The organism is Actinoplanes sp. NPDC049681 (assembly GCF_044465265.1).
In the GTDB taxonomy this organism is placed as follows: Bacteria; Actinomycetota; Actinomycetes; order Mycobacteriales; family Micromonosporaceae; genus Actinoplanes.
On sequence record NZ_JBITLP010000005.1, the window covers coordinates 333306 to 352203 of the forward strand.

An 18898-nucleotide genomic window follows, 5' to 3' on the forward strand; every position below is an offset into this window, starting at 1 on the left:
ACCCCGCGATCCCCGATCTCTCACCTCGTAGCGGTCACGGACCACTGGTCAGATAGGTGACCTGGTGACCGGAGTTGACCGCGTCGGCCTTGTTGTTGATGACACGGGAGATGGTTCCCGCGCCGCCGAGGGACACCGTGACCATGTCGGTGAACCTGATGCCGGGCTTGGCGGGCACCTCGAAGGCCCGCGCGTTGACCACCGACCGGTTGACGTTGAAGTAGCAGTAGCTGCCGAGCCCCCACGCCTGGTGGTTGGTCACCGAGTCGGCCACCTTGTACGCCGCCCAGCCCTGCGTCGAGCCGTTCATGTACGCCGCCTGGTTCGGCGGGTCGTACGGCATCTCGTTCTGGTAGAAGTACGTCCTGCCGTTCTCGCCGTTCCAGACGGTCTGGTACTGCTGGTAGTGCTCGACGAAGAGGCCGTAGAACGTCACGTCGTCACCGTTGACGACCAGGCCGTTGGCCGCCGTGTTGATCGTCCACCCGTAGGTGCCGTCGTTGCCGTGGTCGGCACGCCAGATCCACGCGTGGTCGCCGATCACGTCGTCGCTGTTGATCCGCAGGCTCACCGACGCGCGGCCCGCGATCGAGCCGCCGATGCGGAAGAACACGTCGGAGAGCACGGTGGGGTTGGCCGAGTGGTCGGCCGCCGAGCCGTTCGGGCCGACCTCCATCAGCACCGGCGAGTTCGTGGTGCCCGCGTCGAACAGCAGGCCGGCCACCCGTACGCCGTCGACGTCGGCAACGGTCATGGCCACGGCACCGTTGTCCGGTACGAACGTCGCCAGGCCGAGGCCGAGCACGACGGTGTTCGCCCGGTTCACGGTGACCGGGGCGCTGAGGTGGTAGACGCCGGGCGTGACGAGCAGGTTCTTGCCGGCCGCCAGCGCCGCGTTGATGGTGGCGGCCGTGTCGCCGGCCTTGACCACGTAGAACGTGCCGATCGGCAGCGAGGTGCCCGCGGGATTGCCGTTCGCCCAGGTGGTGCCGGCGGCGTTACGGCGCAGGGCGGGCACGAAGACCTGGTACGCCCCGGCCCCGTCGACGTAGAGGTACGGCTTCTCCGCGATCACCGGCGCCGCCCCCACGGTCGTGTACGGCGGCGACGGGAAGCTCTGGGCCGGTGCGCCGCTCGCACCGACGAAGACCTGGTTCCAGTTCGAGCCCGACCAGCTGCCCATCGCCGAGTTGCGGGTCAGCCACTGCTGCTGCGTACCGGACTGGATCTGGCCGTCGATCCTCGAGTCGGCCAGGAAGCCGCCCGAGGACCAGCCGCCGTCCGAGAGCGCCAGGCTGCCGCGGACGTGCATCCGCCGGTACGGGGCCGCCTGCGACACCGCCCACCGGTCCAGCCCGCCGGCCGGCGTGACGGACAGGCCCTCGGCCGAGCGCCAGAAGTTCTGGGTGGCGTTCTGCGTGCCGTCCGGCCACCAGTCCGCCTCGGCGTGCACCCGGCCGTTGACGGTGACCGCGTCCGGGGTGAGGCCGAGCCCGGCGACCTGGGTGAAGAAGCCGACGTTGGCGTCCACGTTGTAGCTGCCGGGCTTGAACAGCAGCGCGTACCGGGCATTGCCGAACTGGTTGGTGACCTGCTGGTTGAAGACCTGGTTGAGCCGGTTCTGGATGGTGGACGCCGGCATCGACGGATCGAAGACGCTGACGTTCGGACCCAGGTCCGGGTTCGAGGGGTTGGGCGGCACGGTGCTCGGCGGCGTGGTGGGGGTGCCGGAGGTCGTCCACTTCTGGTTGGGCGATCCGGCACACGACCACAGCTGGAGCCGTGCGCCGTCGGCGGTGTTGTTGTCCTTGATGTCGAGGCACTTGCCGGACGCGGTGTTGACCAGGTCGCCGGCGGCGGTCAGCGTCCATTTCTGGCTGGCGACCGAGTCGTAACACGTCCACAGGTGCACGACGGCGCCGTCGCTGGTGCCGCCGTTGACGACGTCGAGACATTTGCCCTGCGACTGCACCGAGCCGTTGTCCGCGAGGGTCCATTTCTGGCTCGCCACGGAGTCGTAGCACGTCCACATGTGCACGACGGCGCCGTCGGCGGTCGAATTGTTCGCCACGTCGAGGCACTTGCCGTTGGACGCGCTGATCAGGGAGCCGGTGGTGGCGGCGAAGGCATCGGTGATGCCGGCGACGCCGAGCGCGCCGACCGTGAGGGCGGAGCCGAGGACGGCGAGGAGCTTTCTTCTTCTCATGGCGTCCTTCTCGGGGAAAAGGAGGGGATGGGGGACGCCAGTCAAAGGCTTGTTACGGCATCGCGTCAAGTCGATGAACGACAATAGATAATTGTTTCTGGAGAGCGCTCTCAGCGCATTCGGGAGAACCGAATTCTGACGTGCGGGACTGTCCGCAGCGGCCGCCGTCCTGCTAGCCTGCCGGTCAAGCTTACGCTTATTTTTAGCCGGAGCGAAAGACCGGGAGGCCCGATGGGCTACGTCCGCACGCACGGACCCGAGATCGTCGACGACGCGGGCCGGCCCCTGCTGCTGCGCGGCGTCGGCCTCGGCAACTGGCTGCTGCCCGAGGGCTACATGTGGCGCTTCGGCGACGGTCTCGGCTCCCCCCGGGAGATCGAGGCGCGCATCGCCCGCCTGATCGGCGCGGAGGCGGCCGCCGACTTCTGGAAGCGGTTCAGGGACGTGTTCGTCGCCGAGGAGGACATCGCCCGCATCGCGGAGCTGGGCTTCGACCACGTACGCCTGCCGATCAACTCCCGGGTGCTGCTCACCGGCGGCGGCGACTTCCGCGCCGACGGCTTCGCGCTCGTCGACAGGGTGATCGACTGGTGCGCCCGGCACGGGCTGTGGGTGCTGCTCGACCTGCACGGGGCGCCGGGCGGCCAGACCGGCACCAACATCGACGACTCGCCCCACGGCAAGCCGGAACTGTTCATGCAGGAGCGTTACCGCCGGCTCACCGTCGCCCTCTGGCGCGAGATCGCGCGACGCTATCGCCACAGCACCACCGTGCTGGGCTACGACCTGCTCAACGAGCCGCTCCCGGAGCAGTGGCAGCACGTCTATTCCCGCGAGCTGATCGACCTGTACACCGACCTCACCGCCGCGATCCGCGAGGTGGATCCGGACCATCTGATCATGTACGAGGGCCCGCAGTGGGCCACCGACGTCTCCGTCTTCACCCACGTGCTCGACCCCAACTCCGTCCTGCAGTTCCACCGCTACTGGTGTGCGCCCGAGCGCGCCAGCATCGACGACTACCTGCGGGCCCGCGACCGCCTCGGGCTGCCGATCTACATGGGTGAGGGCGGCGAGAACACCCCGGAATGGATCTACACCGCCACCCGGCTCTACGAGCAGTACGGCATCGGCTGGAACTTCTGGCCGTGGAAGAAGCTGGGCACCCGCACCTCGCCCGTCTCCGCGCCGGTGCCGGACGGCTGGGAGCGGATCGCCGACCCCGCCGACGACGTGGACGCGGCGACCGCGCAGCGGCTGCTCGACACCATGCTGGACAATGTCGCGCTGGACCGCTGCGACGTCCGCGACGACGTGATCAACGCGCTGTTCGGGCGCGTACCGCTGCGATTGCCGGCCTGGGGCCACGCGCAGCCGGACGGCGACACCCCGAGCCGCTTCGCCGGTCACGGCGAGGCCGCGCTGGAGGCGATCTGGCACCACACCGCGGGCGAGCCGTACGCCGAGCCGCTGGCGCTGACCGTACGCGCCGGGCAGGAGCTGCGATTCCCCCTCGCCGGGCCGCCCGAGGGCTGGACCGTCCACGCCGGCGATCCGGCGGCCTTCGACGTACGGTGGTCCGGCGACGCGCTGGTGGTGCGCGCAACGGCCGACGGCGTGCTGCGGGGACTGGACCTCACCGGACGGAGCGGGTAGACATGTCCGCAGGTCGTGGCTGTCGGAGGCATATGGGCGTCAGTTTCACCTCGGGTCGCCGGAGCCTGGTCGTACCCGAGGCATCCACCGTCACGTCGCTGCGCCACCGCAACCGCTCGCTGGTCCTGCGCCACATCATCCTGGCGCGCGAGACCACCCGGGCGAAACTCGGTCAGCTCTGCGACCTCTCCCCCGCCTCGGTCACCAAGCTGGTCGGAGAGCTGATCGCCGAGGGGCTGGTGCGGGAGAACGGCTCCGTGGCCTCGCGCGGCGGCCGCCCCATCGCGCTGATCGGGCCGCGCCCCGAGGCGGCGTATTCGGTGGGCGCCGACATGGGCGAGCGCGGCGTGGCGGTCGAGCTGTTCGACCTCACGATGAACCGGGTCGACCGGGAGTTCCGCGGCGGCCGCGAGCAGGAGGACGCGGCGACCATTGCCCACGACCTCAGCGACGCGCTCGCCGCCCTGCGCGAGCGCAATCCGCAGGCGTGGACGCGGCTGCTCGGCATCGGCGTCGGGCTGCCCGGGCTGGTGGAGACCGACGCGAGCGGCGGGCAGGTGCTCTACGCACAGTCGCTGGGCTGGCCGCCGGTGCCGGTGGAACGGCTGGTCACCGCCGACGTCCCGGTCTTCGCGGAGAACGGCGCCAAGACCCAGACCAAGGCCGAACTCTGGTTCGGCGCCGCGCACGACGTCGAGCACTCGCTGGTCGCCCTGCTCGGCCGCGGCGTCGGCCTCGGCGTGGTCAGCGACGGCCGGTTGACCCACGGGTACGCCGGCAGCGCCGCCGAGTGGGGCCACACCAAGGTCGAGCGGGGCGGCCGCCTCTGCCGGTGCGGCGGCCGGGGTTGCGTGGAGGCGTACGCCGGCTCCGACGCGATCCTCACCGCCTGGCGCGAGCAGGGCGGCGTCTTCGAGGGCAGCGGCTGGCGTGCCATCGGCGCCTTCCTCGAGGCGGCGGAGACGGACGCCGCGGCGGCCCGGCTGCGCGACGAACTCGTCGACACGGTGGGCATCGGCCTGGCCAACATGGTCAACCTGACCAACCCCCAGCGCATCATCATCGGCGGCTGGGTCGGCCTGCGCCTGATGGAGCGCCTGGCCCTGCCGCTGGAGCGGGCGATCCGCCGGCACAGCCTGGCCCGCCCGGGCACCCAGTTCGAACTGCACCCGTCGACCTTCGGCGGCGACGCGGTGGCGCTCGGCGCGGCCATCATGCCGGTCGAAGCGATGATCGCCGCCGAGACCCCGGCCGGGTGACGGGTCTCAGCGGGAGAGCGGGACGATCGCGGGCCGGCCCGACGCCCATTCGCAGTCGTCGGCGGCGACCCCGGCCGGCTGGTAGTAGATCCCGATACCGTAACCACCCTTCGCGGTGGTCACGGCGAACCACCAGGGGCAGCCGCCGGCCGGCTTGATCGCCGAGTACACCCCGGTGGAGAACCCGGCGGGCCGCCAGCCCGAGCGGGCGGCCAGATCGGCGTAGTAGGCCCGGACGTCCTTCTCGCTCATCGACGTGGTCAGGCGGCGGGTGACGCTCGCGTTGGACACGAACGAGACCGGGCCGTCCGCCGGTGACGACCCGCACGAGTACGACTCGACGGGCTCGTCGAGCCGGCTTCCCGCTGGAGACCGGGTGAACACCGCCTCCTTGCGGATGGCGCGCACGGTCTCCGGGCGGCCGTGGCAGGGACTGTCGGCGGCCGGTGTGGGCTCGGCGAACGCCGCGTGCAGCACAGCCCAGAGAAAGAGCGCGCTCACCACGATCGGCCCGGCCGCGGCACCGACCCGCCGGAGAAGAGTCCGCCGCGGTGCGCGAGGCGGGTTCGGCGGATCCGCGCTCATGAGCGTGTCCTTCGGTGCGGGGGCGGGAGGGTCATGATCATCCCGCACCGGGCGCCGCGTTGTCAGACCCGTAACTTATTGGTTACGCTTCTGCCGTGGACGAGGTGGCGGGCGCGATCGCGGATCCGGTGAGGCGGGAGATCCTGCTGATGCTGCGCGACGAACCGCTCTCCGCCGGGCAGATCGCCGGCCGGTTCGAGATCAGCCGGCCGGCGATCAGCCGTCACCTGCGCGTGCTGCGGGAGGCTGGCCTGGTGCGCGACACGGCCGACGGACGCCGGCGGGTCTACGCCCTGGTCACCGCCCCGCTCGACGAGCTGGCCGGCTGGCTGGGGCGGCTTACCCGCCCGTCCGGCTGGCAGCACCGCCTCGACGCGCTGGAGACCGAGGTCTACCGCACCCGCCGCGAGCGGCAGACGGCCGCCGGGCAAGCACCGTCCGAGAAGGAGACCGCATGAGCCCGACACCCACCGGCCGGCTGTTCGGCGACGACCTCGTGCTGACCCGTACGTTCCGCGCTCCCGTCGAGGACGTCTGGGCGAGCCTCACCGATCCGGCGCGCACGGCACGCTGGTTCGGCCCGTGGGAAGGCGACGGCGCGCCGGGACGCACGATCAAGGTCCAGATGATCCAGGAGGAGGGCGAGCCCTGGATGGACATGACCATCGACGCGTGCGAGCCGCCCCGCCGGCTGGCGCTCTCGTCCGTGCACGAACACGGCAGCTGGCACATGGAGCTGGAGCTGACCGAGAACGCGGGCGTGACCGAACTCCGGTTCACGCATCACCTGAGCGGCACCGAGGGCGTCGGCGAGGTCGGGCCGGGCTGGGAGTTCTACCTGGACGCGCTGGTCGCCTCCCGCGACGGCACACCGGCGCCGGACTTCGGCGCCTACTACCCGTCGATGAAGGACCATTTCGAGGCGCAGCGCTAGGGTTTACCTCGCCGGCACGGTCGCTACCGGGGCGGAACCTGCGCCCCGCCCCCGGTCGGCATGATCGAGATGGTGGCCTGCGTGCTGGTCCTGGGGGCGGTCCTGCTCGTCTAGCCGGCCGTCTGGTCGTCGACGGTCGCACCCGGGGCGTTCTTCCGGATCGACTCGATCGTCTCCAGCGCCGACGACTTGCGGGTGTACGTCTCGCTGGTCGCCACGGTCTGACCGTTGCTCGCGACCATGTTGAAGCGGAACTGTCCGTTACTGGCCTTCTTCACGATGAACTTCATCGGTGATCACCTCCCGCACTGGTGGTACCCGGTCCCGGCCTGCGCCGAAACCCCATACGCACCACCGAGCACAGCAGTGGGCCCGCGGTCGGACCGCGGGCCCACATCGTTGCGTTACGTCAGGAGCGGGCGTCGCTGAAGGCGCGCTTGCTCTGGTCCTGCGCGTCCTGGGCGGACGAGCGAGCCTGATCCTTGGTCGCCTGCGCGGCGTCCTGAGCGGTCTCCTTCAGCTGGCCGACGGCCTGCTGCACGGTGCCGGAGAGGTCGTCCTTCATCCCCGCGGCGACGTCCTTGACCTTGTCGGTCAGGTCGCCGCTGTGCTCCTTGATCTGCTCGCCGGCGCGCTTCTCGGCGTCGGTGACCGGGATCAGGGTGGCGGCGAGCATGCCGACGCCGAAGGCGATGATGCCCGCGGCGAGGGGGTTGCCCTGCGTCTGCTGGGTCACGGCCTGCGGGGCGCCGCGGACCGTGTCGGCGACGTTGTGGGCCGCGTCCGACGCCTTGTCACCGAGGTGCGACGCCTTCTCCGACGCCACGCCGCCCAGCTGCGACGCCTTGTCGCCGAGCTGCGAGGCCTTGTCGTGCATCGTGCCGGCCGCCGAGTGCGCCGCGCCGGAGGCGGCGTGCCGGGCGTGGTCCGAGGTACCCATGATCTTCTCCTTCACCGCGGTCCAGCGCCGCTGCGCGACCCGCGAGGGGCTGGTCTTCTCCGCCAGCAGGTCCACGTCGCGCGTCAGCGAGGCGCGCGTCTGCTCGATCTCCTGCCTCAGCCGGTCGGGTTCTTGAGCCATTGCGCGTCCTCCTTGAGGGTGTCGACGGTGCGGTGCGGTACGGGATCGACGGTCTGCAGCTTCTTGCGCCCGTTCAGGGCGAGCACGGCCCCGGCGGCGCCCCAGAGCGCCGCGACGATGAGCGCGGCCCAGCCCAGGTCCATCACGTTGCCCAGCGCGAAGACCAGCGCGAAGCTGAGCAGCACGATGGTCATGTAGCCCGCGAAGGCGGCGGCGCCGAGCATCCCGGCGGCCTTGCCGGCCTTGGTGGCCTCCTGCTTGATCTCCGCCTTGGCGAGCTCCACCTCCTGGCGGAACAGCTGCGAGAGGTCGTTGCTGACATTGCCGATCAGCTCGCCGATGGAGGTCGCGCCGACGTCCTCACGGTGCTCGCTGCGGTGGGCGGTCGCCGTCATCGGATACCTCCGGGCAGGTCGGTCGAGTACCCGGTGTCGCCGTACTGCGCGGAGCTGCCGTACGTGGTGCCGGTGCCGTAGGTCGACGCCGGGGTGTAGCCCGTGGTGCCGTACGGCTCGGTGCCGGACAGGCCGGCTCCGTACGAGGCGGCGCCGGAGTTGTACGCGTCGCCGGCCGCCTTGCTGTCGCTGTCGTCGGCCTTCATCACGCCCTTGCCCAGGCGCCCGACCACGAAGCCGGCGGCGAGGGCGGTCGCCAGGAACGCACCGGGGCGACGCCGGGCGAAGTCGGTGACCTCGCGCAGGACCCCTTCCGGGCCGTTGTGCTCGAGGTAGTCGGCGAGCTGCCGGCCGCCGTCGGCGACCCGGGAGACCACGGTCGCGGCCGGCGAGTCCTGCCGGTCGCCGCGCATCTGGTCGAGATGGTCGGCCGTCTCGCGGATGGTGCTCACCAGCTTGTCGCTCTGCGTACGGGCCTGCTCGCCCACCTTGTCGCGCAGCTCGGCGGCGACCGTGCGGGCCTGGTTCCCGGCTTCGGCGGCGACCCGCTGGGCCTGGTGCTTGGCGGTGCCGGCGACCTCGCTCGCCGCCTGCCCGGCGGCCTGGGCGCTCTGGCCCGCCGCCTGTCTGGCCGCCGACGGCGCGTCCGCGTGCGTGCCGTTCGGCGCGTACGGGTCCGCGTATACGTCAGTCATATCAGCGCCTCCTCCTGAAGGTGTTCGGCAATGTCGTGCGCCCACTGCCTACCCACCGTGATCCACTGCAATCCTCTTGGTCGCCTCCTTCCTGCCTGCGGGTAACGGCGGCCCACCTCAGCGTCCGCATCCGCGCTGCCGATAGGACAAGCGGACGAGGAGGTACGGCGGATGGCGCGGCTGCTGGTGGTCGACGACGAGCCGGACATCTGTGCCCTGGTCGCGCGGCACCTCATCCGTGCCGGGCATGAGGTCATCTGCGCGCACGACGCCCCGACCGCGCTCGCCGAGATCGCGGTTCACGGCGTACCGGACGCCGCCGTACTCGACGTCGGCATGCCGGGCATGGACGGCTTCGCGCTGATCGAGCGCCTGCGCGCCGCGGTCCCCGGCCTGCCCACGGTGTTCCTGACCGTGCTGTGGGACGCCGACGTCCTCGCGGCCGCCACCCGGTACGGCGCCGGATACGTCGCCAAGCCCTTCACCCCAGCCGCGTTGCACGACGCCCTGCACGACGTGCTTTCCCGGGCGCGGGCGGAGCGGCGCCCGGGGGCGTCATGAGCCTGCGAACTTCGCTCGGGCGCACTCTGGCCTTCACACTGCTGTACCTGGCCGCCACCTGGCTGGGCCGGCAGACGATCATGGATGGCACCAACCTCAGCCTGGTGTGGCCCGCCGCCGGCGTCTCCGCCATCTGGTTCCTGACCCAGTACCGCTCGCGGTGGCGGTGGCTGGACGTGCTGGCGCTGTCCGTGGTGACGGTCGCGGTCAACATGGCGACCGGTGCTTCCGCGGTGCTGGCCCTGCTGTTCGTGGTGGCGAATCTCGTGCAGGCGGGGGTCTTCGCGTACCTGTTCCGGCGCTGGCTGCCGCACCTGTGGGGCGGCGGGGGCGACCGGCCGCTGGCCCGCCTCGCCGAGATGGGGCACCTGATCGCCGGCGCCTTCCTGGCCACCGCCGCCGGTGCGACGATCGGCCCCACTGCGGGCTGGATCGTCGGCGGGGTCTACTCCTGGCCGGGCACGGCGGTGTGGATGACCCGCAACACCGTGAGCATCCTGCTGATCGGCGCCGCCGGGCTGCGGCTGGGCCATGTGCTGCACCGCTGGCGGGCCGAGCGCCGTTCGGCCCCGCGCTGCGGCGTCACTCCGCCCTCCCGCACGCGCCTGCTCGAGTACGGCGCCGTCGTCCTGTGCTCGGCCATCACCTACACCGTCGCCTTCGGGCTCGACCACGGGCTGCCGCTCGCGTTCCCGCTGCTGATCATGACCGTGTGGGCCGGGCTGCGGCTGCACACCGCCTTCGTGGTGATGCACGACCTGGTCTTCGGCTCGGTCGCCGTACTGTTCACCCTGCACGGCGACGGCCCGTTCGCGCACATCGGGGACAACGCGGTTCGCGCCCTCGTCGCCCAGGCGTTCGTCGGCATGGTGGCCGTCGTGGGGCTGGCGCTGGCGCTCGGCCGCGACGAACGCGTCCGGCTCCTCCAGGACCTGCGCGCCTCCGAGAAGACGGCCGGCGATCAGGCGACCATGCTCGTCACCATCGTCGACAGCATGGCGGAGGGGCTCGTGGTCATGGACCACGACGGCCGGGTCATCCTGCGCAACTCGGCCGCCGCCCGGCTGACGGGCGGCGTGGTGAGCACCAGCGGGCAGGCCGCCGAGGCCGGCTTCTACGGCCTGTTCCACGCCGACGGCACGCCGCTGAGCACCGGCGAGCTGCCGTACCGCCGGGCGTCGGAGAGCGGCGAGCCGTACAGCATGGACATCGTCGTGCGCAACCCCGGCGTGCCGGACGGGCGCATCCTGCACGTGACCGCCACGCAGATCCCCCGGCTCGTGAACGGCCGGCCCTGCACGGTCAGCATCTTCAGCGACGTCACCGCCGACCGCCGGCACCGCGACGAGCTCGCCTCGTTCGCCGGCGTGGTGGCGCACGACCTGCTGAACCCGCTCACCACCGTCGAGGGATGGTCCGACGCCGGCCTGTCCGCGCTCTCGGAGGCGCCCGGCCACCCCGCCGTCGAGGACGCCCGTGACGGCCTGCGCCGCATCCAGCGCGCCGGCACCCGCATGCGCAACCTGATCAACGATTTGCTGGCGTACACCATGGCCCGCGACGCCGCCCTCGCGACGGTCGACCTCTCGCTCGGCGCGGTGGTCGCCGAGCTGGCCACCGCCCGCGTCGACCAGGCGCAGAGCGGCGGCGGCCCGGTGCCCCGGTTCCACGTCGACGCGCTGCCCGCCGTCCACGCCGATCCCGTCCTGATCCGTCAGCTGCTCGACAACCTGATCAGCAACGCGATCAAGTACATCGCGCCGGGCGTCACCCCCGAGCTGGAGATCACCGCCGGGGAGACCGGCGACGGCCAGGTGGAGGTACGCGTACGCGACAACGGCATCGGCATCCCCGCCGGGCAGCACGCGCGCGTCTTCGACAACTTCCACCGCGCCCACCGCACGGCCGGCTACCAGGGCACCGGCCTGGGTCTGGGCATCTGCCGCCGGATCGTGGAGCGCCACGGCGGCACGATCGGCGCCGAGCCGAACCCGGACGGGCAGGGCACCTGTTTCCGGTTCACGCTGCCCGTGGCCGCCGCGGGCTCAGGCCGCCTCGAGGAACGCCGAAGAGAAACCCATGAAGACCTTCGCCTGCGGTGACGTCGTACCCGGCTGCGACGCCCGATTCGTGTGCGACACCGAGGACGAGATCCTGGCCGCGGTGGCCCGGCACGCCGCCGAGGACCACGGCCTGACCTCCGTACCCCCCGAGCTGGTCGAGGCCGTCCGCGCCGCCGTGCGGCCCGTGCAGGTCTGACCGCCCCCGTGCCGGCCCAGGAGTCCGCGGCCGACTGGCCGGGGATGCTGCGCGCCGCCACGGCCGGCCACGGCCTGCACGCCGTCTATCAGCCGATCATCGACGTCGCGCGCGGCGTGGTCGTCGGCTATGAGGCGCTGACCCGGTTCGCCGGCTATCCGGTACGCAGCCCCGAGCCCTGGTTCGCCGCCGCCCACGTCCACGGGCTCAACGCCGAACTGCAGGCGGCTGCCCTGCGTGCCGCGTTCGCCCACCGCGCCACCCTGCCCGCCAACTGCTTTCTCACCGTCAACATCGGGCCCGAGGTGCTGGACGCCGACGTGGTCCGGGCGGTGTGGCGGGAGCAGGGCGACCTGCGAGGCGTGATCGTGGAGCTGACCGAGCACGTCGTCATCGACGACTGGCGGGCCCTCGAGCCCGACCTCAACCGGCTGCGCGCGGCCGGCGCCCTGCTCGCGGTCGACGACGCCGGATCCGGGTACGCCGGCCTCACCCGCCTGCTCGCGCTGCGCCCCGCCATGATCAAGCTCGACCGCGCGCTGATCGTGGACGTCGACCACGACGAGGCCAAGCGCGCGCTGGTCGAGATGCTGGGCACGTTCGCCGGCCGGATCGACGCGTGGCTGCTGGCCGAGGGCATCGAACGGGCCGGCGAGCTCACCACCCTCGCCGACCTCGGTGTGCCGCTGGCGCAGGGCTACTTCCTCGGGCGGCCGGCCGACCCGTGGGCCGCCGTCGAGTTCGAGGCCGCGCGGACGCTGGGCACGCGTGTCCGGACCCGTCCCGGCGCCGGAACCCGTGACACCCTGCGCCGGCACCTCGAGCATCCACCCGTGGTGACCGACGCCGCGATGGCTGCCGCCGCCTTCGACGACGCCGCCGTCGACCTGGTCGTGCTCTGCGACGACCAGCAGCGGCCGATCGCCACGCTGGACGACCGCAGCGCCCCGGTGCCGGTGGTCAGCCCGGGCATGCGGATCAACGTGGACTCGCCGGTGGACGAAGCGGCGCTGCGGGCCATCACCCGTACCGATTGGGCGCAGCCCGTGCTGTGCACCGACAACGCCGGGCGCTACGTCGGGGTGGTCCGCATGCCGCGGCTCATCCACGCGGTCAGCACGGCGGGCGATCGGGTCACGCCGTAGCCGATCGGTGCGACGCTGATCCGATGATCAACGACCGTGGCACCCATCTGCTGCCGCTGCTGCCCCGGCACTTCGGGCCGGTGTGCGCCGGCGCGCTGGCGGCCGGCTTCCCCCTGGTGTGGCTGGTCACCGGCCCGTCCGCGGGCGGCTGGGTATCGTTCGCCGGGCAGCTCGCGGGCGCCGAGTCGGTCCTGCTCATGTCGCTGGCGATGATCTTGATCTCGGTGCTGCCCGTCGTGGAGACGTGGTTCGACGGCATCGACCGGGCGGCGATCTGGCACCGCCGCCTGTCGATCGCCGGACTGGTCATGCTGGCCCCGCACGTCCTGTTCTCCTCCGGCGATCATCCGCGTCCACCGGCCGGCGGCCCGCCGGTGGCCCCGCACCAGGGAACCGGTGACGTCGGCGGTCTCCTGGCCCAGCTCGGCGCATGGGGCCTGCTGGCCCTGGCGGTGTGGGCGATCGCACCGCGATGGCGCACGATGCTGCCGTGGATCGGGCCCTGCATCGACCGCTCCGCCGATCGGATCAGCGCCCACCCGTCGGTGCGCCGCCTGCTGTCCATCGCCCGCTGGATCTTCGGCGGGTACGAACGCTGGCGGTCGCTGCACCGGCTCACCGGCCTGTTCCTGGCCGCCGCGTTCGTCCACGGACTGCTGGACGGCACCGTGCTCGGCTCCGGGCTCCTGCGCTGGACGTACGTCGTGGCCGGCGGCGTCGGCCTGGCCTTCTACGTCTATCGCGAGACGCTGGCCCGGCATTTCCTGCCCCTGCACGACTACCAGGTGGCCTCGGTGACGCCGGTCGGGCCCGGGCTGACCGAGCTCGCGCTACTTCCCCTCGGCAAGCCGTTGAGCTACCGGCCGGGCCAGTTCGCGATGCTCTTCCTGGAGACCGGCGCCGGCTGGCGGCGGCATCCGTTCACCATTTCCGGCGCCCCTCACGACGAGACGTTGCGCTTCACCGTCAAGGCGCTCGGCGACGACACCGCACGGATGCAGACGCTTGTCCGGCCGGGCGCGCCGGCCGTCGTCGGCGGGCCGCACGGCCGCTTCGACCGCGCCCGCGGCACCGACCGGCAGGTCTGGATCGCCGGCGGCATCGGCATCACGCCCTTCCTGAGCTGGCTGCGCGCGCTGGACCAGCACGCGCCGCCCGGCCGGGTGGATCTGTTCTACAGCGCCCAGGGCGACGCCCCGTTCGCCGGCGAGATCGTCGCGATCGCCCGGCGCCACCCCGGCATCCGGGTGCACCTGCACGACTCCGCCACCGCCGGTTACCTGACCGCCGGTCAGGTCCTCGCCGGCGTCGAAGGCGAAGCCCGCGAGCTGTCGGTCTTCCTGTGCGGGCCGGCCGCCATGGTCGGCGGTTTCATCCCCCGGCTCCGCCAGGCCGGCGTCCTGGCCCGCAACATCCATCGTGAGCATTTCGACTGGCGCTGAGGCGGCGGAGCAGCCTCGTTCGTCACGCCGTAGCGGAGGTGACCCCCGCGGCCGGATGCAGGTCCGCGAGGCGGACGCCGGCCCGGTCGAGGATCGCCTCCACCCCGGCGATCTCCGGGATACGGTCGATCACGTCCTCGCCGTGCGTGATGCGGCAGAAGGTGACCGGGCCCTGCCGGATCACCTCCACCAGCCACGCGCCGTCGGCGGTCGCCATCGCCATCTCCACGGTCTCGCCGGCGCCGCCGGGCCAGGTCTGCACGGGACGCTTGTCGAGCCGCAGCCCGCGCCAGGACGGGTGCCGCATCCGCCCGTCGGAGGTCCAGTTGCGGAACGACACCTCGCCGACGACCTCCGGCTCCACCCACAGCGCCCCGCGGACGAACTCACGCGGGATGCCGGCCACCGGCGGCGTCGCCCGGGCGATCGGCCGCAGCATGTCCTGCAGGTGGGTCAGCATCTGCTGGGTGAACCCGGTGCCGACCCCACCGGCGAACGACAGCCGGCCGTCGGGCCCGGCGACCGCCAGCAGCAGCGAGCCGACGGTGCCGGCGCGGCGGCCCTGACCCGGCTTGTAGCCGATGATCACGACTTCCTGGGTCCGGTTGAACGGCACCTTGATCCAGTCGCGGGAGCGGCGGCCGGGCTGGTACGCCGAGGCCAGCCGCTTGACCACGATGCCCTCCAGGCCCTGCGCCTGCGCGGCGGTCATGACGGCGTGCGGGTCGGCGTCGACGAAGTGCGGGGGCACCCGGACCGCCTCCCCGCTCAGGCTCAGCCCGGCGAGGAGGGCGCGCCGTTCGGCGTACGGGAGCGGGAGGGTCGCCGCGCCGTCGAGGTGAAGCAGGTCGAAGACGTAGTAGACGACCGGCACCGCCGCCACCAGCGCGGGTGCCGGCTGCGCCACCTGCATGCGCTGCTGCAGCCGGCTGAACGAGGGCCGGCCGGCCGCGTCCAGGGCGACCAGTTCGCCGTCGAGGATCAGCGCCCGGCCGCCGGCCAGTTCGCCCAGGCCGGCGAGTTCCGGGTACGCCCCGGTCAGGTCGTTGGCGTTGCGGCTCTGCAGGCGTACTGCGCCGTCCTCGGCGAAGGCGATGCAGCGGATGCCGTCCCACTTGAACTCGATCGCCTGCCCCGGCCCGGCGGGCGGCTCGCCGGCGGTGGCCAGCATCGGCGCGAGGGTCTCGGGCAGCATGATCTCCAGTGACGTCCCTGCGCCGGCGATCGTCAAGCGGAGCAGCGCGATCTCCGCGAACTACAGCGATGGGGTTCGGGAGGCACCCGGGCAAACGGGCCGCTCAGGGATGGACGCCCACCGCGGCGAACGTGATCGAGCTCGAGGGGTCGCCGTCCCACGCGTCGCCGGGCTCCGGGCGCCACTGGGGTCCGTACACGATGCCCGGCTCCACCAGGTCCCAGCCGTCCAGCAAGGCGGCGAACCGGTCGCGGTCGCGGATCACGAGCGGGGTACCGGTGCGGTTGTAGAGGTCGGTGACCCGGTCGAGCTCCTCCGAATTCGCGCTGGCGGTCGCGTGGGAGAGCACCAGGATGCTGCCGGGCGCGGTCACGTCGTGGTAGTGCCGCAGCGCCGCGGAGAGCTCCGGACTGTCGGGCACGAAATGCAGGACGGCGAGCATGAGGACGCAGACCGGGTCCGCGAAGTCGATCAGCTGGCGCAACTGCGGGTCGGACAGGATGTCGGCGGGCTGCTGCAGGTCGCCCTGGATCGCGATCGTGCCGGGGTCGCCCCCGATGATCTCGCGGGCGTGCAGGACCGCGGTCGGCTCGCGGTCGACGTACGCGACCCGGGCGTCCGGGTGCAGCTGGCGGGCCACCTCGTGGACGTTGCCCTCGGTGGGGATGCCGGAGCCGAGGTCGAGGAACTGGCGGATCCCCCGGGACAGGGCGTACCGGACTGCGCGCTGCAGGAACCCCCGGTTGGCCTTCATGATGCGCGGCAGGTCGGGCACCAGTTGCACGGCGCGTTCCGCCACGGCGCGATCGGACGCGAAGTTGTGGGTGCCGCCGAGGAAGGCGTCGTAGATCCGGGCCGCGCTGGGCCGGTTGGGATCGATTCCGGTGGGCAGGTGCGTGTCGCCGGCCATGGTGCCGCTCCTCCAACTGTTTCTGCGAACAGCGAGCACCGGGGGTGCCGATGACTCTACGTTGGGTGGGACAGGGCTCGCAGGCGACAGCCGGATACCGGGGTACGGACCCGCCGGGATCGAGGGATGGTGCGGACACTCGAATCGCTGACCGGACAACTGGTGGACGAGGCGCCCGACGCGGTGATCGTCAGCCGGGAGAACGGCACGATCGTCCTGGCCAACCGCCGGGCCCACGAGATGTTCGGATACCCCGACGGAACCCTCCTCGGCCGCTCGGTGGACGACCTCGTTCCCGAGGACGCCCGGGCGCGGCACCCGGCCCACCGCATCGGCTACCTGGCCGGGGAGCATGCCCCGCTGCGTCGGCTACCGCTGCGGGGCCTGCGCCGTGACGGCCAGGCTTTCGCCGTCGAGGTGTCGCTCTCCGCGGTCAGCACCCCCGACGACGGGCTGCTGGTGACCTCCGTGCTGCGCGACGACACCGCGCACCGGGAGGCGCAGCAGGCCAGCGCGCTGCTGGCCTCGATCGTGCAGTCGTCGCACGACGCCATCGTCACCACCGACCTCGACGGCGTCGTGCTCACCTGGAACCCCGGCGCCGAGGTGCTCTACGGCTTTCCCGCCGACAAGATGGTGGGCCGCTCGATCGAGCGCATCATCCCGGACGAGCGCCGCGTCGACGAGGCCGAGATCCTCGCCCTGGTGCGCGTGGGCGGCCGGATGGACCGCTACCGGACCACCCGCCTGCATGCCGACGGCTCCCCCATCACCGTGTCGGTGCTGGTGTCACCGCTGCGCGACCCGCGCGGCACCATCGTGGGCATGGCCAGCACGGCCCGCGACATCAGCGAGCGCGAGCACACCGAGGCCCGGGTCCAGGCGGTGCTCGACGCCGCGCCGGACGCCCTGCTCGGCGTCGACGACGCGGGCAACGTGGTGCTGGTCAACGCCGAGGCCGAGCGGTTGTTCGACTACCCCCGCTACGACCTGACGCAGATGGCCGTGCACCGGCTGCTGCCCGACGGGCTGCCGCCCGCCGTCGCGATGCTGCGGATCGGCGGCGACTCCACCCCGCTGGACACCGAGCGCATCGGCGACCCGGTGGACTCCGGCGATGTGCCCCGCTGGGCGACCAGGACGGCGCGCCGCCGTGACGGCCAGGAACTGCCGGTCGAGATCTCCTGCAGCGCCCTGGACACCGGCGAGGGCGTCATCGTGGTCGCCACCGTCCGCGACATCACGGACCGGCTGGCCGCCGAGGCCGAGCAGCGGGCGCTGCGGGAGGAGACGGAACGGCAGAAGATCGAGGCGCGGCTGCAGCGTACGCAGCGGCTGGAGAGCCTCGGCCAGCTCGCCGGCGGGGTCGCGCACGACTTCAACAACCTGCTCGCGGTGATCCTGAACTACGCCTCCTTCATCGTCGAGGACGCCGCCGGCACGCCCCTGGCCCGCGACGCCGAGCAGATCGCCCGCGCGGCCCGCCGGGGCAGTGACCTGACCCATCAGCTGCTCGCCTTCGCCCGCCGCGAAGTGATCAGGCCCCGGCCGCTGGACGTCAGCACCGTGGTCACCGAGGTGGAGCAGATGCTCCAGCGATCCATCGGCGAGCACATCTCCCTGACCACGACCACCGGGCCGCTGCCCCCGGTCATGGCGGATCCCGGCCAGCTCGAACAGGTCCTGGTGAATCTGGCCGTCAACGCCCGCGACGCCATGCCCTCCGGCGGGAACCTCACCATCGACACCGCCGCCGTCACCGTCGACGAGGACCACCCGGCCACCCGCGGTGGCCTGGCGCCCGGCCGCTACGTACGGATCCGGGTCTCGGACACCGGCACCGGCATGCCGAAGGAGGTCATCGACAAGGCCTTCGACCCGTTCTTCACCACCAAGCCCAGCGGCCAGGGCACCGGGCTGGGCCTGGCCACGGTGTACGGGATCATCACGCAGGCCGGCGGCACCGTGCAGATCTACTCCGAGGCCGGCTTCGGCACCACCATCACCGTGCTGCTGCCCGTCACCGACGCCGCCGTCCAGGAGGCCCGGCCCGCCGACACCGCCCGCGACTTCAACGGTCACGGTGCGACCGTGCTGGTGGTGGAGGACGAGACCGCGCTGCGCGAGGTGACCGAGCGAATCCTGCGCCGCGGCGGCTACACGGTGCTGTCGGCCTCCGACGGCCGGGAGGCGCTGCAGACCAGCCGCGAGCACCAGGGCCACATCGACGTGCTCCTCACCGACGTGATCATGCCCGGCATGCTGGGCAAGGACATCGCCGACGCGATCACGGCGGCCCGGCCCGGCATCCGGGTCGTCTTCATGTCCGGCTACGCCCAGCCGGTGCTCACCACGCACGGCACCCTCGCCGCCGACGTGCACCTGCTGGAGAAGCCGTTCACCGGCACCGAGCTCATGATGGCCCTGCACGAGCAGCTCAGTCAGGCGCGCGACGACCGGCAGGACCCGCCGGGTTAACCCCGCCCGGCGATCGAGCGCTTCCGCGGCCACTTCTCCGGCTGCCGCTCCGGGAGCTCCCGGCGCCCCCCGTTGAGCTCCGGGTCGAACCGCTCCC

General features: G+C 72.1%; 18 protein-coding genes. 10 read left to right on the plus strand and 8 right to left on the minus strand.

Annotated features, from left to right (window positions below):
- Window positions 1-34: 34 nt before the first annotated feature.
- Window positions 35-2206 carry a ricin-type beta-trefoil lectin domain protein gene (locus ACIBO8_RS19840; RefSeq protein WP_396116713.1) on the minus strand — a complete coding sequence of 724 codons (2172 nt, stop codon included), beginning with the start codon at window positions 2204-2206 and terminating at the stop codon, window positions 35-37.
- 231 nt (window positions 2207-2437) lie between these two features.
- Between ACIBO8_RS19840 and ACIBO8_RS19845 the strand changes: the two genes are divergently transcribed.
- Together ACIBO8_RS19845 and ACIBO8_RS19850 are read left to right on the plus strand one after the other, a co-directional pair.
- A complete protein-coding gene (locus tag ACIBO8_RS19845; RefSeq protein ID WP_396116714.1) occupies window positions 2438-3862 on the plus strand; it encodes a glycoside hydrolase family 5 protein in 1425 nt (474 codons plus the stop codon).
- Between the two features lie 32 nt (window positions 3863-3894).
- Window positions 3895-5121 (plus strand): ROK family protein, encoded by a 1227-nt coding sequence (locus ACIBO8_RS19850; protein ID WP_396116715.1) that lies wholly within the window; start codon window positions 3895-3897, stop codon window positions 5119-5121.
- Window positions 5122-5127: 6 nt separating this feature from the next.
- On the opposite strand, the gene ACIBO8_RS19855 is transcribed toward ACIBO8_RS19850, so the two are convergent.
- Window positions 5128-5706, minus strand: coding sequence for a hypothetical protein (locus tag ACIBO8_RS19855; protein WP_396116716.1), 579 nt, complete (start codon window positions 5704-5706; stop codon window positions 5128-5130).
- Between the two features lie 95 nt (window positions 5707-5801).
- Here ACIBO8_RS19855 and ACIBO8_RS19860 point away from each other — a divergent pair, with 95 nt between their 5' ends.
- Both ACIBO8_RS19860 and ACIBO8_RS19865 read left to right on the plus strand, forming a co-directional pair.
- Window positions 5802-6164, plus strand: coding sequence for a metalloregulator ArsR/SmtB family transcription factor (locus ACIBO8_RS19860; protein WP_396116717.1), 363 nt, complete (start codon window positions 5802-5804; stop codon window positions 6162-6164).
- Window positions 6161-6640 carry an SRPBCC family protein gene (locus ACIBO8_RS19865; RefSeq protein WP_396116718.1) on the plus strand — a complete coding sequence of 160 codons (480 nt, stop codon included), beginning with the start codon at window positions 6161-6163 and terminating at the stop codon, window positions 6638-6640. Before ACIBO8_RS19860 ends, ACIBO8_RS19865 begins: the two co-directional genes overlap by 4 nt.
- Window positions 6641-6750: 110 nt before the next feature.
- Here ACIBO8_RS19865 and ACIBO8_RS19870 read toward each other — a convergent pair whose 3' ends face one another.
- From ACIBO8_RS19870 to ACIBO8_RS19885, 4 genes are all read right to left on the minus strand, one after another.
- On the minus strand, window positions 6751-6930 hold the full coding sequence (locus tag ACIBO8_RS19870) for a YegP family protein (RefSeq protein ID WP_396116719.1): 180 nt from the start codon (window positions 6928-6930) through the stop codon (window positions 6751-6753).
- A gap of 119 nt (window positions 6931-7049) precedes the next feature.
- Window positions 7050-7721, minus strand: a complete 672-nt coding sequence (locus ACIBO8_RS19875) for a DUF3618 domain-containing protein (RefSeq protein WP_396116720.1) — start codon at window positions 7719-7721, stop codon at window positions 7050-7052.
- Entirely contained in the window at window positions 7697-8116 is a 420-nt protein-coding gene (locus tag ACIBO8_RS19880; RefSeq protein WP_396116721.1) for a phage holin family protein, read from the minus strand. Before ACIBO8_RS19880 ends, ACIBO8_RS19875 begins: the two co-directional genes overlap by 25 nt.
- A complete protein-coding gene (locus tag ACIBO8_RS19885) occupies window positions 8113-8811 on the minus strand; it encodes a hypothetical protein (protein ID WP_396116722.1) in 699 nt (232 codons plus the stop codon). Before ACIBO8_RS19885 ends, ACIBO8_RS19880 begins: the two co-directional genes overlap by 4 nt.
- Before the next feature lie 171 nt (window positions 8812-8982).
- Here ACIBO8_RS19885 and ACIBO8_RS19890 point away from each other — a divergent pair, with 171 nt between their 5' ends.
- Genes ACIBO8_RS19890 through ACIBO8_RS19910 form a run of 5 tightly spaced genes read left to right on the plus strand, consistent with a single transcriptional unit; the run spans window position 8983 to window position 14218 of the window.
- Entirely contained in the window at window positions 8983-9372 is a 390-nt protein-coding gene (locus ACIBO8_RS19890) for a response regulator (protein WP_396116723.1), read from the plus strand.
- Entirely contained in the window at window positions 9369-11474 is a 2106-nt protein-coding gene (locus tag ACIBO8_RS19895; RefSeq protein ID WP_396116724.1) for an ATP-binding protein, read from the plus strand. Before ACIBO8_RS19890 ends, ACIBO8_RS19895 begins: the two co-directional genes overlap by 4 nt.
- Window positions 11452-11631, plus strand: a complete 180-nt coding sequence (locus ACIBO8_RS19900; RefSeq protein ID WP_396116725.1) for a DUF1059 domain-containing protein — start codon at window positions 11452-11454, stop codon at window positions 11629-11631. Before ACIBO8_RS19895 ends, ACIBO8_RS19900 begins: the two co-directional genes overlap by 23 nt.
- An 8-nt stretch (window positions 11632-11639) precedes the next feature.
- Entirely contained in the window at window positions 11640-12776 is a 1137-nt protein-coding gene (locus ACIBO8_RS19905; protein ID WP_396116726.1) for an EAL domain-containing protein, read from the plus strand.
- A gap of 23 nt (window positions 12777-12799) precedes the next feature.
- On the plus strand, window positions 12800-14218 hold the full coding sequence (locus ACIBO8_RS19910) for a hypothetical protein (protein WP_396116727.1): 1419 nt from the start codon (window positions 12800-12802) through the stop codon (window positions 14216-14218).
- Window positions 14219-14240: 22 nt separating this feature from the next.
- Here ACIBO8_RS19910 and ligD read toward each other — a convergent pair whose 3' ends face one another.
- Together ligD and ACIBO8_RS19920 are read right to left on the minus strand one after the other, a co-directional pair.
- On the minus strand, window positions 14241-15449 hold the full coding sequence (gene ligD, locus ACIBO8_RS19915) for a non-homologous end-joining DNA ligase (RefSeq protein WP_396116728.1): 1209 nt from the start codon (window positions 15447-15449) through the stop codon (window positions 14241-14243).
- Window positions 15450-15516: 67 nt separating this feature from the next.
- A complete protein-coding gene (locus ACIBO8_RS19920) occupies window positions 15517-16323 on the minus strand; it encodes an SAM-dependent methyltransferase (protein ID WP_396116729.1) in 807 nt (268 codons plus the stop codon).
- A gap of 126 nt (window positions 16324-16449) precedes the next feature.
- Between ACIBO8_RS19920 and ACIBO8_RS19925 the strand changes: the two genes are divergently transcribed.
- Window positions 16450-18801, plus strand: a complete 2352-nt coding sequence (locus ACIBO8_RS19925) for a PAS domain S-box protein (RefSeq protein ID WP_396116730.1) — start codon at window positions 16450-16452, stop codon at window positions 18799-18801.
- Window positions 18802-18898 lie beyond the last annotated feature (97 nt).